Annotated in this window: 19 protein-coding genes; 1 reads left to right on the top strand and 18 read right to left on the bottom strand. The window is 69.1% G+C overall.

Going from position 1 to position 14,274, the window contains the following annotated elements; all coding sequences use genetic code 11:
• Positions 1 to 5 precede the first annotated feature (5 nt).
• The 9 genes from WBK31_RS33590 to WBK31_RS33550 form a co-directional block, all read right to left on the bottom strand.
• Positions 6 to 1,550 (bottom strand): YfjI family protein, encoded by a 1,545-nt coding sequence (locus WBK31_RS33590; RefSeq protein ID WP_406673718.1) that lies wholly within the window; start codon positions 1,548 to 1,550, stop codon positions 6 to 8.
• Positions 1,547 to 2,425 carry a bifunctional DNA primase/polymerase gene (locus WBK31_RS33585; protein ID WP_406673717.1) on the bottom strand — a complete coding sequence of 293 codons (879 nt, stop codon included), beginning with the start codon at positions 2,423 to 2,425 and terminating at the stop codon, positions 1,547 to 1,549. The genes WBK31_RS33590 and WBK31_RS33585 overlap by 4 nt, the downstream gene beginning before the upstream one ends.
• Before the next feature lie 21 nt (positions 2,426 to 2,446).
• Positions 2,447 to 2,653, bottom strand: coding sequence for a hypothetical protein (locus WBK31_RS33580; RefSeq protein WP_406673716.1), 207 nt, complete (start codon positions 2,651 to 2,653; stop codon positions 2,447 to 2,449).
• Positions 2,654 to 2,795: 142 nt separating this feature from the next.
• Positions 2,796 to 4,958, bottom strand: a complete 2,163-nt coding sequence (locus WBK31_RS33575) for a cell division protein FtsK (RefSeq protein WP_406673715.1) — start codon at positions 4,956 to 4,958, stop codon at positions 2,796 to 2,798.
• Positions 4,955 to 5,290 (bottom strand): hypothetical protein, encoded by a 336-nt coding sequence (locus tag WBK31_RS33570; RefSeq protein WP_406673714.1) that lies wholly within the window; start codon positions 5,288 to 5,290, stop codon positions 4,955 to 4,957. Before WBK31_RS33570 ends, WBK31_RS33575 begins: the two co-directional genes overlap by 4 nt.
• Positions 5,290 to 6,243, bottom strand: a complete 954-nt coding sequence (locus WBK31_RS33565) for a DUF2637 domain-containing protein (protein WP_406673713.1) — start codon at positions 6,241 to 6,243, stop codon at positions 5,290 to 5,292. Before WBK31_RS33565 ends, WBK31_RS33570 begins: the two co-directional genes overlap by 1 nt.
• Positions 6,240 to 6,602 carry a hypothetical protein gene (locus WBK31_RS33560; RefSeq protein ID WP_406673712.1) on the bottom strand — a complete coding sequence of 121 codons (363 nt, stop codon included), beginning with the start codon at positions 6,600 to 6,602 and terminating at the stop codon, positions 6,240 to 6,242. Before WBK31_RS33560 ends, WBK31_RS33565 begins: the two co-directional genes overlap by 4 nt.
• Before the next feature lies 1 nt (position 6,603).
• Entirely contained in the window at positions 6,604 to 6,933 is a 330-nt protein-coding gene (locus WBK31_RS33555) for a WhiB family transcriptional regulator (protein ID WP_406673711.1), read from the bottom strand.
• Positions 6,934 to 6,954: 21 nt separating this feature from the next.
• Entirely contained in the window at positions 6,955 to 7,122 is a 168-nt protein-coding gene (locus WBK31_RS33550) for a hypothetical protein (RefSeq protein ID WP_406673710.1), read from the bottom strand.
• A 331-nt stretch (positions 7,123 to 7,453) separates the two neighbouring features.
• On the opposite strand from WBK31_RS33550, the gene WBK31_RS33545 reads away from it, so the two are divergent.
• Entirely contained in the window at positions 7,454 to 8,818 is a 1,365-nt protein-coding gene (locus WBK31_RS33545; RefSeq protein WP_406673709.1) for a hypothetical protein, read from the top strand.
• A gap of 259 nt (positions 8,819 to 9,077) precedes the next feature.
• Here the strand turns inward: WBK31_RS33545 and WBK31_RS33540 are convergent, their stop codons facing one another.
• The 9 genes from WBK31_RS33540 to WBK31_RS33500 form a co-directional block, all read right to left on the bottom strand.
• Positions 9,078 to 9,353: a hypothetical protein gene (locus tag WBK31_RS33540; protein WP_406673708.1), complete on the bottom strand. Its 276-nt coding sequence runs from the start codon at positions 9,351 to 9,353 to the stop codon at positions 9,078 to 9,080.
• 4 nt (positions 9,354 to 9,357) lie between these two features.
• A complete protein-coding gene (locus WBK31_RS33535; RefSeq protein ID WP_406673707.1) occupies positions 9,358 to 10,176 on the bottom strand; it encodes a hypothetical protein in 819 nt (272 codons plus the stop codon).
• Positions 10,177 to 10,182: 6 nt separating this feature from the next.
• Positions 10,183 to 10,599 (bottom strand): RDD family protein, encoded by a 417-nt coding sequence (locus WBK31_RS33530; RefSeq protein ID WP_406673706.1) that lies wholly within the window; start codon positions 10,597 to 10,599, stop codon positions 10,183 to 10,185.
• 30 nt (positions 10,600 to 10,629) lie between these two features.
• Positions 10,630 to 11,577 (bottom strand): hypothetical protein, encoded by a 948-nt coding sequence (locus WBK31_RS33525; protein ID WP_406673705.1) that lies wholly within the window; start codon positions 11,575 to 11,577, stop codon positions 10,630 to 10,632.
• Positions 11,578 to 11,824: 247 nt separating this feature from the next.
• Positions 11,825 to 12,733: a phosphotransferase gene (locus WBK31_RS33520; protein WP_406673704.1), complete on the bottom strand. Its 909-nt coding sequence runs from the start codon at positions 12,731 to 12,733 to the stop codon at positions 11,825 to 11,827.
• Positions 12,730 to 13,059, bottom strand: a complete 330-nt coding sequence (locus tag WBK31_RS33515; protein ID WP_406673703.1) for a GntR family transcriptional regulator — start codon at positions 13,057 to 13,059, stop codon at positions 12,730 to 12,732. Before WBK31_RS33515 ends, WBK31_RS33520 begins: the two co-directional genes overlap by 4 nt.
• A gap of 25 nt (positions 13,060 to 13,084) precedes the next feature.
• Complete coding sequence (locus WBK31_RS33510; RefSeq protein WP_406673702.1) at positions 13,085 to 13,420, bottom strand: GntR family transcriptional regulator; 336 nt, start codon at positions 13,418 to 13,420, stop codon at positions 13,085 to 13,087.
• 300 nt (positions 13,421 to 13,720) lie between these two features.
• Positions 13,721 to 14,008, bottom strand: coding sequence for a hypothetical protein (locus tag WBK31_RS33505; RefSeq protein ID WP_406673701.1), 288 nt, complete (start codon positions 14,006 to 14,008; stop codon positions 13,721 to 13,723).
• On the bottom strand, positions 13,992 to 14,264 hold the full coding sequence (locus WBK31_RS33500; RefSeq protein ID WP_406673700.1) for a hypothetical protein: 273 nt from the start codon (positions 14,262 to 14,264) through the stop codon (positions 13,992 to 13,994). The genes WBK31_RS33505 and WBK31_RS33500 overlap by 17 nt, the downstream gene beginning before the upstream one ends.
• Positions 14,265 to 14,274 lie beyond the last annotated feature (10 nt).

The raw sequence follows: 14,274 nt of genomic DNA, 5'->3' as shown, positions 1-14,274 counted from the left end.
AGTGGTCAGGCGGAGTGCAGGCTCGGGTGGACGGCGTAGGTGGGTGAGGGGCGGCGGCCGGGGCCGGTGCGGGGCGGTTCGGGTTCGCGGCGGATCCAGCCGAGTTGCTCCAGAAGGTCCAAAGCGGGCTCTAGTTCGGTGACCTTGCGGAAGCGGGTGCGGGGGAGGGCGGTGAAGGCTTGGCGGACGGTGAAGCGGGCTGTCTGAGTGCGCTGCAGCCAGGCATGGACGATGCGGGCGGCTTCCAGGTCGGGGTCGGCGCCCATGGCGTCGAAGGTGGCCAGGGCGTGGGCGGCGAAGTAGCCGCCGAGGGTGATGGCGGCGTGGACGGTGTCGGTGGTGATCGGGCGGCGGAAGGCGGAGGTGACGTCGGTGGCCAGGTGGATGAGGCCGGCGATGCGCATGACGGCGCCGTCGAACTTGCCGGCCCAGTCGGTGATGTGGCCGAGGTCGCCGGTGTCGGGGCGCAGGCGGCGTTCGGTGGTGCGGCGGTGTTCGGTGAAGAGTTCGGCGGCGTCGGTGGTGAGGGTGAGGCGGGCCGGGTCGTGCCAGTCGTGCATGGCGATGGTGAGGCGTTGCAGGTTGGTGTCGTAGCGGGCGGCGACGGGCTCGGGAACGGACGGTGGATCGACGCGGCGGTAGCCGACGTTGGATTTCGGGAGGCTGTAGAGGATGCGGCCGAGCAGGCCCTTGCCGCGGAAGCCGGGCATGGTGGCGATGTCGGAGACGATCTCGGGCTGGACGGCGAGGCCCATGGTGAGGGCGGCGGCTTCGACGCGTTCGCTGCGGCCTCGGCGGTCGATGATGAGCGGGTCGCCGGCGTGGCCTTTGAGGAACAGGTCGAGGTTGGGCGTGCCGGAGTAGCGGCCGGCGAGGGTGGCGAAGATGCCGCCTTCTGCGGACAGGACGGCCAGGCGTCCGCCCTGTTCGACCAGGAGGCTCGCGGCTGTTTCCGGGGTGATGTCGTCGGCCATGAGGCGCGGCTTGACCGGGATCTTGATGTCTTCCACGGCCAGGGCGGCGCTTTGTGCTTCGGCGATGGCTTGCGGTGCGGCCTCGCCGCGAGCGGCTCCTGCGTTGCGGGCGGCCTTCTCCGCGGCTTCGACGGCCAGGCGGCGGGCTACCTCCGCCTCGGTGATCTGCGGGGTGATGCGGTCGATGAGGATGTTCTCGGCTCGGGTGAGCGGTGCGGTCATGGCGCGGAAGACGGCGGACTTGCGGGAGCCGGGTGGCATGGCGACCAGGACGAACAGGTTCACCGGCTCGATCCAGGAGCCGCGTACGTTCACCACGGCGCGCCCGCCGGCGGCCGTGGACAGCGCGGCCAGAGCGACGCAGCCGGCCAGGTCGGTCGGGGTCTGCGTCTCCTCGGCGACGGCGCTGACGTGGTCGGCGACCCAGTCCGGGAGGGCGTGCACCGGGAACGGCGGCAGGTCGCCGCGCCGGCCGAGCGGGGCCGGTGTGTCCCAGGGCGCGGGTGGATGGTGCAGGTCGGTGAGTTGCTGGGCGGCGTTGCAGGTGGTCAGGATGGCCTCGGCGGTGGTGGTCAAGCTGTCCTCCGGGGTCGGCGTTGTCCGCTGTCGAGTCCGGAGCGGATGGTGGTGAAGGCTTCGCGCAGGCCGAGGCCGATGGCCTCGGCGGCGTTCAGCAGGCAGGCTTCGGCCAGGGCGCGCGGGAGCAGGCCGGCGGCGGTGAGCTGGCCCAGGGCGAAGGCGGCCAGGTTGAGCGTGGTGTTGCGGGTGCCGGGGAGGGCGTCCAGGACGCGCTGGATCTCGCCGCGTAGTGCGGCCAGGGCGTAGCCGGCGGCTCGGTCTCCGCCGCAGGCGGTCAGGACCGCGCCCGCCGATGCGACCGGTGCGGCCAGTTGGTCGGCGAGCCACGGAGGGAGCGGGGCCGGCGGTGGGTCGTGCAGGACGTCGTAGGAGCCGGTGCCGTCCGGCAGCGTGACGGTGCTGCCGGGAGCGACGACGTAGCCGCCACGTGCGCGGGTGTCGATCTTCCAGCCGAGTCGGCCCGCCGTGTTGCGCAGGTCGAGGCCGGCGGGAGCGGCGAAGTACAGGTGGATGCCGCCGCGCCGGGTGCGGACCATGAACGTCTCCAGCGGCAGCGGCTGGCCGGCCTCCTCGCACAGCACGGCCAGGACGTCGGAGCCGTCGTTGACGCCGGGCCGGTCCCAGGCGGCGGGCGGGTGCTCGCCGGGCTTGGGCACGTCCAGATCGAGGACGACCAGGCGGGACGGGCCGCAGGCGATGCCGATGTTGAACGGGCCGCGCGCCCACATGTGGTGGATCACCGCGGGATCGGTGGTGGCGTGGGCCTCCCACGAGGTGAAGCCGGGCAGCGGGCGCTTGTCGTGCGGGGCGAGCGGGAAGACGTGCCAGCCGCGGGCCGCAGCGGCCAGGGCGTAGCGGGTGAGGTCGCGCAAGCGGGTCTCCTGAAGAAGGAATCAGCGGTACAGGCGGCGGACGTAGATGTAGAGCCGCCAGCCGAGGCGGGGCCGCTTGCCGGTGCCGTCGCAGGCGCGGCAGGTGCGGCTCCTGCGTCCGTCGCGGCAGCGGGCGCAGCGGCCCCAGGGCGACGCGAGGCAGACGATGATGTAACTGAGAGTGACGAACGGTAGGCAGGTGGCGAGAAGGGCGATGGCATGGGCCATGAGGGCCTCCACAGGCCGTTCACAGGGTTCGAGCAGGACGGGCTCTAGGCACTAGAGCCCAGGTGGAACAGGGATTCGGGCTCTAGGGGAGCCTCTAGACCTAGAGGGGTGCGCCTCTAGGTCTAGAGGCGATCGGCGCGGGCTACGACGCCTTGCCCTTGTCGCGCTGCGTGATGGCGGTGGTGATGTCGTCGCGGGCGATGCCGATGCGGTTGGCGCCCTTGCCGCCGCTCTCCGGCGTGCCCCAGACCTGCATCGTGCGCACCCCGTACGGCTTGAGCGCGGTGGTGAGCTGGGCCGTCTTCGCGCCGCCCTCCAGCGCCGCCCACGCGCCGTACGCGTCGGGCCGCAGCTCGGCCAGGCGATCCACGACGACTTCGTTCCACACCTTGGCCTCGGACGGCGGGACCACGGCGAGGATGTCGGCCAGCAGGTCGAAGCTCGGCGCGGCCTGCTCGGGCGTCTCGCCGAGCGCGTGACCGCCCAGCGTTCCCCGTGCCTTGCGCAGCGCGTACGCCCGGTCGGCGATGAGCTGCGTCTCCGGCGTGTTCAGGTAGGCGGCCTTGACCACCTTGGGCATCGGCGTCGCCCCGACCAGGTAGCCGGTGCCCGCGTCCTTCTCCGGGACGAACACCGTGGCGCGGATGCCGTTCTTGTACGCCGACGTGCCGAGGATCATGTCGTTCTCCAGCTGGCCGGCCACCCGAAGGCAGAACCGGATGGAGACGTTCGCGGAGATGCCCGTGGGCAGGCTGTCGCGGTCCGGGCGCTGGGTGGCCAGGATCAGCACGACGCCCAGGGCGCGGCCCAGCTTGATGATGAACTCGGCGTCATCGCCGGCCTTGTCGCCGTACTCGGCGTGGGCGAACAGGTTCTGGCACTCGTCGATGATGCAGACCAGCGGATGCAGTCCCAGCGAGCGCTTGTCGGCGATGGCGCGGGTGACCCGCTTGTCCGGGCACAGGTCCGCGGGCAGCGCCTTGAGCGCGGCCGAGCGGCGCATCACCTCCTTGCGCAGCAGAGTCAGCGAGTCGGCGGCATAGGCGATGGCCTCGTCCTCGATGCCGGAGACGTACCGGTGGCAGACCTTCTCGTACGGGTCCAGGTCCCCGGTCCCCTTCAGCTCGTGGAACCACGCCTCCACCGTGGGATCGAGCACGACCCCGGCGGCCAGCTCGCGGATGGACGACGTCTTGCCCTGGCCTGGCTGGGAGCCGATCAGCACGTTGTGCTGGATCAGCGGCACCGTGACCAGGCGCCCGCGCGGGTCGTTGCCGAACGGCACCCCCTTGAACACGTCGTGCGAGCCCGCCTGCCGCAGCGGCGACCGTACGACGGTCTTGGACAGGTCCTTGTCGCCGACCCACAGGATCAGCCGGCCCTCGTGGACGGAGCTGTCGCCCTCCGGCCAGATGCAGCCCAGCGGGCGGCGCAGCGCGCTGGCCAGGCGGTCGCGCTTGTCCATCACGTCGGCGACGGTGACGCCGTACGGCAGGTCGATGTCGGCCCGCCAGCCGGGGCCGTCGCGGGTGATCGGGGCGACGAACCGGATCGCGTCCTTCGGGTTCTTGGACAGCGCCTGCGTGATGCCGGCGATGCCGAGCACGCTCAGCGCGCGTACCACGATGTCGCTGGTGAGCTTCTCCACCTCGGACGCCATCACCGCGCGGTTGATCAGCGGCCGGTCGGCGGGCTTGCCGATGATGCCCAGCAGGGCCACGATCACGGCGAGCAGCCCCCACTGGGCGGCGGTGGGCTGGTTGACCGTGACGACGGCCAGGACCAGCAGTGCGGCCAGGATGAGCCCGGTCATCCAGCCGCGCGCCCTGACGCGGATGTCCCGTTGCCTGCTCAGCTTCAGGTACCCGTCGTAGTCGGACTTGCGGACGGCGGCCATGCGCGCGGGCTCTCCCTCCAGGTCGAACGTCCACCGCACGAGCCCGCCCACCAGGCGGACCAGGCCGCGCGGGGCGCGGGCGACGAGCCGCCCGGCGTACAGCGGCGTGCGGACGAGCTGATAGCCGGCCACGTGGGCGTAATGGCGACCGGCCCACGTGAGCGTCTCGACGGCCTCGGCGCGGGAGCGCAGCCACAGCGGGATGATCGGCTGCCGGGTGGTCACCTTGCGCTCCAGGCTCGCCCGCCAGTCCGTACGGGACGGGCCGGGCTGGTCCACCCTGACCACCTCGCCCTCCAGGACGGGCGGCTCCGGCTCGGACCGACGGCCGGACCGCGCCGCGTTGAGGTCGACGATGTCCGCGCCCTTGTCGTCTTCGTCTTTGGGGTTGTCCGGTGGCTGCGTCATGATGATGGAACCTCTGCTGTCTGAAGGGCGGTGGAGCGCTGGGGCGCGGTCGTTGTCTTGGCGGATGAGGCCGCGTCCCAGTCAGTGGTGCGAGCGGTCGAGGTGCGGTCGGACCGCTTCTCTTCGGTGGTCTTTCGAGCGGTCGGTACGTGCGGTCCGTCCGCCTGCGCGGTCAGGGCCAGCAGCTCGGCGAGGAGCATGGCGGTGATGGCCTGGTGGCGGTCGAACAGCCGTCCCGGGTAGCCGGTGACCGTCCATCCGCCCGCGCGGAGTTCGGCCACGTTCGGGCAGCCGTCCGAGGTCATGCGCGTGTCGGTGATGGTGAGGCCCATCAGGCGGCTTCTCCTTCCGGTACCTCCGCTTTGAGCAGGGCGAGGAGCGCGCCCGCGCGGTCGGTCGAGATGCTCCGGCCGGTCTCGCGTATGGCGTCGCGGAGGCGGTCGCGGGTCAGCGGCTGGCCTTGCGCGGCCAGGGTGGCGGCGATGTGCCGTCCCAGAGGCATGAGGTCTCCTACGTTCTTCGGCGCGGGTGCCGATCTGGTCCGCCGCCTGCGGCGCTTCTGCGGTACAGGCGGCAGGGCGGCCCTTGCCGGTTCGGGCGGCGGGAACTGCAGGTGCTTGGGCGTGAGCTCGCCGAGGCGGTACAGCGCTCGCTCGCGCCTGGTCGCCTTCCAGCGCCACAGCCGGCCGTACCGGTCCTGCAGCTCGGTCTTGGCGAGGATGCGTTCGCGCTCCTGTCCGAGCGCCTCCGGATAGCTGCGGATCTCCCAGAGCACCATCCGGCGCCACAGGCAGACCGTGGCCAGCGGGGCGAGCAGCCAGCGGGAGCGGCGGATGCCGTCCATGCGATCCGGCCGGGCCAGGTCGGCGTGCTTGCGTACGACGTGCGCGCCCACCTCGACGGCGAACACCCACAGCAGCGGCAGCAGCGCATGGGCGACGACGGCGAACCAGTCGGGGACGCTGACGTACGCGGCCACGTTGAGGTAGACGGTCGCCGCCGTCAGCGCCCACGGGATGAACCGCAGCCAGCCCAGCCGCATACCGAGCCGGGCCAGGACGATGTCCAGCGCGGAGAACACGGCGATGCCGAGATCGATACCGAGTGGAACGGTCCAGGCGAACCATCCGAACGACGGCTCCGCCGCGGTGGCCACCCGCTCGAAGCTGTTGACGAACCCGAGCAGGCCGAGCGCTCCCGTGGCGGCTGCGGTGATCTCGATGGCGGTGCGCTCGCCGGCGGTCAGCGGGTGCGCGGCAGTCTTCGTCGAGACGGGGCTGGTCATGCCGCCACCTCCTCGGCGCAGTCGGGGCACACGCCGAAGCGGTGGTCGATGGGCTCGGTCAGGCACTCGGGACACGTACGGCCCTTGGGTGCCGTGGTGCGAGTGCGCTTTCCCGGGGTGCGCTTCGGCAGGGCGAGGCGCACGTCGTACAGGTAGGCGGCACGGACGCGAGGCCGGCCGGGAACGCGCGAGCACCACAGGACCTGCGCCTGCGGTCCTTGAGGCCCCGGGCGGAGCCCCTCGGCGGCGAGCTGGCGCAGCGTGCGCAGGTGAGGCGGGACCTTCTTCCTCGGGTAGGTGGGGATGCCGTACCGGCGGCCGGACGGATCCCAGAAGCGGGTACGGGTGCGGCGGGCCATGTCAGGCCACCTCCAGCTCTTCCGATGCGGTGCTGTGGATGGTCAGCTCGGCGGGCGTACGGCCGGCCCAGATGCCCGAGGTCGGGCGGACTCGCTGTGCGTACAGCTCGCAGAGCCGCAGGGCAGGGCAGGTGAGGCAGACGTCGCGCGCCACGGCCTCGCGGGCGGCGCGCTCCTCGGCGCTTTCGATGGTGAGCCGCGGGCCGGTGTGCAGCTCCGGGTCGTACGTGCACTCGGGGAGCGGCGTCTCGTCACCGCTCTGCCAGAGCGTTTCGAGGTCGGCGAGCGACATGCGCGCCGGATGGAGCGGACGGTTCAGGTTGTAGGCCACTGTTCGGGTCTCTTTCTGGGTTCAGTTGCTGACGGTCTGGATGAACCGGGTGATCGACTCGGACGCGCTCATGAGCACGTGCGCCGCCGCCTTGACGACGGTCGCCGCGCCCTCCGGGTCCTTCATGGCGTAGAGGGCGAGGCAGATCGTGATGACGGTCGGGAGCACCTTGCGCGGACGGACGAGCATGTTGAGCCTCTCGGTTCAGACCTGCAGAGCAGGTACTAACAGACATAGAACATGTACAGCTACGGAGAGTCAAGCCCTAGGGACGGTTCGTGTCGGAGTCCTGTGGTGCTCGGCTCAGCCGCTGTCGCTGATCTAAGAGTTCCGCACCGGGAGCTGCGGCAACACTGTGCACATGATCGGGACTGAATGCACAGGGGGTGATTTTTGGGGGTGATTCAAGTCCTGACCAGGGGAAACGTGGGCTCGATTTTGTCGGCATAACGCGGGCTTCGAGGCCGTGTTCGCGCCATGATTGGCGGAGCGATCACGTGCGGAGGTGAGAATGTCTCGAATGCCCAATGTGGCGCTTGCCGATGCAATGCGGCGGGCGGATTGTTCTAATTCGGGACTTGCTTCACGAGTGCGACAGATTGCGCAGGAAGAAGGCGTGACGCTGCGCTGTACGCACGTGGACGTGAAACGCTGGCTCGATGGCGTACGGCCCCGGCCGGCGACCGCGCGGTTCATCGCCGAGGCGCTCAGCAGGAAGGCGGGCGTCACGTTCACGCTCGACGACATCGGCTTCGCCGCCGTCGTGACTCCCGAGACGCTGGAACGCACGCTCGCTCACGGCGGCGGCGTCTCTGACGTGGGCAGCCGGCTGCTGGGCCTGACCCGCCGCGACCTCGCCGACGACCCGGTTGCGCTGCAGTCGGTGGTCGTCCCCGACGCCTGGAACGAGTCCCTTATCGCGTGGTTGCTGTCCCGTCCGGAGCCACTTCCGGTGCGCGAGCACGCGCGGCCTTCGGTCGGCCCGTGGGACGTGCAGACCATTCGCGCCACCACGCAGCTTTTCGCGAACATGGGCTTTCAGTTCGGCGGCGGTCATGCGCGCTCGGCGCTCGTGCAGTATTACAACCGGGAAGTCGTTCCCCTGCTCGACGGAAAATACGAGGAGTCGGTGGGGCGGGCGTTGTTCGCGGCGGCGGCCGAAATCACGGAACTGGTGGCGTGGACGGCGTACGACCTCGGTCGGCACGGGCTCGCCCAGCGCTATTTCCTGCAAGGGCTGCGCCTTGCGCAGATGTCCGGCGACCGCATGCTGGGCGGCCTCATCCTGGCCGACATGAGCCACCAGGCCAACTACCTCGGCCGCTACGACCAGGCCATCCAGCTCGCGCGCGCGGCGCAGGAGGGCTGCCGTAACCACTCCACCGCCACGCCCATGGCGCTGTTCTATGCGATGGAGGCCCGTGCGCACGCCGGTAACGGCGACGAGGCCGCATGCGCCCGAGCCCTGCTTGAGGCGGAGAAGTGGTTCGCCAAGCGCAACGTGGATGAGGACCCGTCGTGGGTCGGGTATTTCGACGCCGCCGAGCTGGCCAGCGAGGGCGCCCATTGTTACCGGGACCTGCGCAAGCCGGGCCAGGCGATGGAGTTCGTCGGCCAGGCGGTGGGGCTCTGCGACCCGATGTACGTGCGGACCCTGGCCTTCGATCGGCTGGTGCAGGCGGCGAGCTACGTCCACATGGGAGAGCCGTCGCAGGCCGCTGCCGTGGCGCTGGAGGCGATCGACCTCGCCGGGCCGCTCAAGTCGGAACGGTATCTCCGGTACATCAGGGATCTGCAGGCGGAGCTGGACGCGTATGCGGGCGATAGGCAGGTTGCGGAGTTCAACGCTGTCGTCGCCCGGAAGTATTCGCAGGAGAGCGATTGAGGCCACGGCTCATTTGGTGAGTCAGCGATAGCAGGTGGTTGTCTGCTTCACCACGGTGCGGATGACGCCGAAGCTGCGGTCCAGGGCGAGGGCGGGTGAACGGGGCCGTGCTGATCTCGACCTCCGTAGCCAAGAAAGTTCCCTGATCCTCGTGTCGGAGACCCCCGACTCTGGGGTGAAGCTGTCGGTTCGAGGGTAAGTGCTCCCGTGCACCGCAGCGGAGGCAGCACGCCTGCAACCACAGACGGATGATCGCTGTTCAGTAAGCGCTTGCGCGTGCTCCGTTGGGGCTGCCCGTGAGGTGTTGCTCTTCTTCGCGCTTCACTCTTGCGGTGATCTGCTGTGTCTGGGTTCTGACGTCGTTGAGGGCTGCGCGGATGGCCGCGCGTCGCTGGGCCCATTCTTCGCGGAAGCGGTCGCCGGCGGGGCCGGCCCAGATGCTGCTGTCGCAGGTGGCGTCCACTGCTTGCAGGGTTCGTTCGATGCCGTCGGCGGCTTCGGCGATGAGGCGCATGTCCGCCTGCCATTCGCTCAAGCGGTCAGGCATGGTCGGCTTTCCGGTCTTTGAGCATGTCGGCGAGGGAGGCCGAGAGGCCGGTGTGGCTGACCGGTCTGGCGGTGATGCCGGTTGGTGCGTGCGGTCTGTCCACGGTTACGGCCCAGACCGCGCGGTTGGTGGCGTACGTGGTCATCATGGGGCCGGGTGGGTCGCTGAGGAGCACGAGTTCGCAGACGATTTGAGCGTTGTCGATCACTGTGGCGAGCGGGCCGACGTGCTCGCGGTCCAGGGCGGTGGGATCCAGGGTGATGATGGGGCCGTTGCGGTCGGCCACGCCGAAGGGGTCGAGCAGGGGCTGTATGAGGTTCACTGCGTCCTGCACGTTGTCGGCCAGGGTGAACAGGTGCATGCCGCCGGCCGTGATGCGCTCGATGAGGAGCAGGTTCGGGGCGTGGATGTGGATGTGGGCGTAGGCGGTGCCGGCGGCGCTGTGCTGTTTGACGGCGAGGGCTCGGTCTGCGGTGCGGCGCAGGGTGAGCGCGAGGTCGACGTCCACTCTGATGCGCATGTCCACGGCGGTTTCCGGGGCGCCGTGCAGGGTGGCGGCGAGTTCCTCGATGTTGTGGATTTCGATGGTCTCGCGGGCGACGAGGGATCGTAGAGCGGTGGCCATGGCCCATTCGCGCTGCTGGGCGTCCATGGCGGCCAGGTGAGGTTTGGGGATGAGGGTTTCTTCGGGGTCGAGGACGGCGAGTTCTTCGTCGGTTAATCGGATTAGTGATTGTGTGCCGCCGTTGGCCAGGGCCTCGCTGATCTGTGTGCGGAACTGGTCCAGTTCCATGTCGAGGCGTACGTCCACCGTCGATCAGCCTTTCAAGCGGCGGACGTCGACTCTCCGAACGATCCGCAGGCCGGCGATGTCCAGGTGGTCCATGTCGGTGCCGGTGAGCATCATGATGGGGACGCACAAGATGTAGAAGAAGCCCCACAGCCATCGGCGGGTCGCCGGGCCGATGGTCGGCTTCTCAAGGTCGCTTATACGGATGGTTCGCAGGCCGGTCAGCAGCTTGCCGATGCTTCCGCCGAACGCGATCGTCAGGAGCACGTGATTGCAGAAGGACATCACGAGCAGTGCCGCGATAAAGATCGGCCAGTAGACGAGCGTTTCCCTATACGGACCGGCTGCGATGATCCCGGTCAGCAGCGCGAGCAGACCGTCCACGGCAGGCGGAATGATGCGGCGGTTGCTGCTCGCGCGGGGCGGCACTTCAGTTGACGTCACGATGCCTCCGCACATCAAAGGAATGAGAACTCACCAGAACTTGAATTTCTCAATGAAGTCTTTGGCGCCTTGTACGGCCTTTCCTACGCCCGCTTTGATGGTGTCTCCCCAGTTGTCCCAGGCCCAACTGCCAAGGAAATAGGCGCCGGCCACGCCGAGCGCAACCCAGCCGGCAACGGGGACAGCCGCTGCTACCGCCGCCGAAGCGCCGAGCGCAGTGGCCATGCTTGCTCCACCCATGACCGCGATCGCGCCGCCTGCTTGGAGAGCACCCATGCCCCTGTCCACCCAGCCCTGCGTACCGTCATGCGTGGGTGCCACGGCTTCTTTGAGGCCGGCGACGGCCGTCACAGGGAGGAGGTAGCGGGCTAAGGTGCCGGCCCCTGGAGGGTTCTTGGTCAGGACACCCCCGCCAGGGATCTTCCACCGCTTCATGGTGGCCGCCAGCGTTTGCTGCCACTGCCATGGCTGCTTGTAGAGGTCTTGGATTTTCCGCGCCTTGAGCATTTCCGAGATGAGCTCGGAGAGCTTGCGGTTGCCGGGGAGGGCTCCCATGTAGCGGCGGACCTCATAGACGGCACGAGCGCTGGCCACATTCCTGGCTTGAACCCAGCGTTGCTGTAGTTGAACAGCGGCATCCACACCGCTCAGGATCGACATCACCTTGAGCGGTTTGGTCACTGATTGCACCTTGGCCTTATGGTCCTCCCAGAACTGCAGTACGAAGGTCATGGTTGCCATGACCCAGTTGCCCTCCGGGTCCTGCTCAAGCTGGCCTGCGCGGCGCCGGATATCTTTTGCCTGGTCTTGCGCCCATGAAGCGTGCGTCGGAAATGAGGCCACCCGGCTGACGTCGCCGTTCCAGCGCTCAAGCAGCCGCCGGATCACCGCGCCCTGGACCATGAGCGCTCCGCCCGCGACCTCGGCAGCGGCTGCCAGGTTCCGGGCTTGATCCGTTTTCATCCCGACGAGACTCATCGGGATGAGGGTATAACTGAGGTCGCGAATATGCGGGTAAGGCATATATCGGCGATATGGCAGGACGTGGATGCGGCGAAGCGGCGCGCATCCGTGCCAGTGTCAGGAGTGCCCCTACCTGGGAAATCGGCACACGGGCAGGCCGGGGCAGGAAAATCCAGTACTGAAGTGGTATGACATTCAACTTTCGCGTCGATCGCTGCGTACACGGTATTCCGGACGCGTCAATCGAGCGCTTATAGGACGTTCAGAAAGCGCGCCAGCGCCGGGGTGCGTCGGGGTTCCGCAGTGAGTGCATGCGGTTGCGGAACTCCTGCGCGATGGCTTCGTTCTCGCTGACGTTCTGCATGAGCCAGGTCGTCATCTTCAGCTCGTTGATGTCCCTGAGCACCGGGTAACCCTCCCAGGCCAGGACGTCGAAGCCGTACCGTTCGGCGAACCGGTCGTAGTCGGCGCGCGTCCCCCAGCCGACGGAGTGTTCGACAGCGGTGACGGCGAGGTCCGTTTCCGGTGGGCCGAAGGCGAAGCGTTCGAAGTCGATGAGCAGGACCGTGCCGTCGGTGGTCTTGATGAGGTTCTCGTTGTGGGCGTCGCCGTGGACGGCGCAGGGGGTGAGGGGGAAGGTCAGGGCGTCGTATGCGCTTTGCAGTTCGTGCCGCCGTGTCAGGAGGAAGTCCCGGTCCTCGTCGGTGAGGTCGGGGGCGGCGTGGATGCGTTCGGAGACGCGGCTGAGGATGCCAAGGGGCGGCAGTCCCAGGTCGGCGGGGACGGTCAGGCTGTGGAGTTCGCGCAGGACGCCGGCCAGGTCGTCGAGGGTGGCGGGCGAGCCGCTGTCAGGGATGAGGTGCCAAAATGTCACCGGGTGGCCTCTGACGATGAGGGGCTGGTCGTGGGACGTGGTCCTGGCCGCTGGTATGCCGGAGTCGTTCAGCCAGGCAGAGACGGCCACTTCCTTGCGTACGTCGTCCAGTACCTCGACGCTGCGGGCGATCCTCACGACCACGTGCTCGGCGGGGAGGACGTACAGGGCGTTCTCGCCGAGGCGGATCAGGCGGGCGTCCCGGCCGGACAGTCCTGCGGTCTCGCAGGTCTCGCGCAGGGTCGCCAGGGCTTCGGTGGTGGTGAAGGGGATCGGGGGCGTCTGGGATACGGTCACGTGTCACCTTTGGCTCGTGCTTTGACGACGCGGCCCATGCCGGGCCTCTTCTCGATGACTCCTTCCGCTTCCAGGAGCGCGAACGCGCGCCGGACGGTGACGCGGGCGACGCCGCGTTCCTGGGCCAGTGCGTTCTCGCCGGGCAGGACGGACCCTGCGGCGAGCTTGCCGGTGGCGATCTCCTGCCGGAGGTCGGCGGCGATCGCATCGGCTCGGGTGCGTGCGTGCTCGGGGCCGCCCACGAACCAGCCCTTGCCATGCACGGCCGCGATGAGCCCTTCGCCGGCCAGGAGCTGCAGCGCCTGGCGGGTCGTACCCTTCGACACCCCGAACTCCTCGGCGATGGCCGCTTCACCGGGGAGTTGCCTGGCCTGTGAGGTCGCCGCTGTCGATGCGCTTGCGGAGCGTCTCGGCGATCGTCTCGTACTGGGTGGCCGCGGCGCGGACGACCGTCGCCGGGTCGCTGCCCAGGACGCGCCGGCCCCGGCCGGCCTCGCTCGCCACCAGCCCCGAACGTTCCAGCTCGGCCACCGCCTGGCGGACCGTTCCCCGCGCGACGCCGTACGTGCGGGCGAGCGTCGCTTCGGAGGGGAGCATGGCGCCGGCGGGCGGGTCGCCCTGGAGGATGCGGCTGCGGATGTCCTGGGCTATCCGAAGGTAGGTAGGGGCATCCGTCGCCTTGCTCATCGCGCTCCCTCGCCGAGGCACAGTGTCTCTAGGGTAGGGCGGGCACGCGCGGCCGGCTGGGGTTATCGGCCTTGCGTCCCTCTGTTCCCTTCCCGTCATGAGGGTGCCGGACGCGGGGCGGCAGGAGGTTGTCGCCGCGCGGCGATGAGCTGCGATCTTGCGTCGGTACGGCCGCGTAATCCGCAGAACCGGGTGGGGTGTGTACGGGCTCGGGGCGGTGGGTGCCCGCGTACGCGCCGGTGAAGATCCGCGCTATGCCGCAGAAACTCGCACTTTGCCGCGCCGTTTCAGGCGGCTCGTTCACCGTCGGGACGGGGTTCGCTTCTGGCGGCCTGCTCGTAGCTGGTGTCGCTGCTCGTGGTAGGCCAGGAGCGCTTCCCAGATCTCCCGGGCCTGGCGGTAGAGCCCTCTGCCGGTCTCCTCGTAGCGGCCAGGCCGGGCGGTGGGGCGCAGGATGAGGAAGAGCCCGCCCTGCGCGGCCCACTCGTAGGCGCCGCAGCAGGAGGTCTCGGTGATGCGGATGCGGTCGCGGGGACGGCGCCGGTACGGCTCCCACCGCACTTGCGGGGGTTCAGGAGGCTGACTCAAGGGCCGGGCTCCTCACCTCGTACTGCTGCAGGTAGCGGTAGACCTTGCGGCGGCTGCGCTGCCACGTACACCGGTAGGCGAGCTGGATGGGGGACTCGGCGACCAGCTCGGGGAGGATCCGGTAGGCGATCTCTTCCGGGGTGAGCTTGGGGAGTGGCTTGGCGTGCCACAGGCCGTCGCGGTCGCGCCAGACGTAGAAGCGCCGGAACGCGCCACGCAGGTCAGGGTCGGACAGCGCTTCGCGGGCGGTTGTCATGGAAATTGCG

Source organism: Nonomuraea sp. N2-4H, from assembly GCF_045291505.1.
GTDB classification, from domain to species: domain Bacteria; phylum Actinomycetota; class Actinomycetes; order Streptosporangiales; family Streptosporangiaceae; genus Nonomuraea; species Nonomuraea fastidiosa.
This window is presented reverse-complemented; position numbering and strand designations above follow the sequence as displayed.

Coding starts and splice junctions, on each gene's coding strand:
- WBK31_RS33580 (WP_406673716.1), bottom strand. CDS start 2,653: ATGGCCCATGCCATCGCCCTTCTCGCCACCTGCCTACCGTTCGTCACT.
- WBK31_RS33550 (WP_406673710.1), bottom strand. CDS start 7,122: ATGCTCGTCCGTCCGCGCAAGGTGCTCCCGACCGTCATCACGATCTGC.
- WBK31_RS33565 (WP_406673713.1), bottom strand. CDS start 6,243: ATGACCAGCCCCGTCTCGACGAAGACTGCCGCGCACCCGCTGACCGCC.
- WBK31_RS33525 (WP_406673705.1), bottom strand. CDS start 11,577: ATGAGTCTCGTCGGGATGAAAACGGATCAAGCCCGGAACCTGGCAGCC.
- WBK31_RS33560 (WP_406673712.1), bottom strand. CDS start 6,602: ATGGCCCGCCGCACCCGTACCCGCTTCTGGGATCCGTCCGGCCGCCGG.
- WBK31_RS33510 (WP_406673702.1), bottom strand. CDS start 13,420: ATGAGCAAGGCGACGGATGCCCCTACCTACCTTCGGATAGCCCAGGAC.
- WBK31_RS33570 (WP_406673714.1), bottom strand. CDS start 5,290: ATGGGCCTCACCATCACCGACACGCGCATGACCTCGGACGGCTGCCCG.
- WBK31_RS33500 (WP_406673700.1), bottom strand. CDS start 14,264: ATGACAACCGCCCGCGAAGCGCTGTCCGACCCTGACCTGCGTGGCGCG.
- WBK31_RS33575 (WP_406673715.1), bottom strand. CDS start 4,958: ATGACGCAGCCACCGGACAACCCCAAAGACGAAGACGACAAGGGCGCG.
- WBK31_RS33545 (WP_406673709.1), top strand. CDS start 7,454: ATGCCCAATGTGGCGCTTGCCGATGCAATGCGGCGGGCGGATTGTTCT.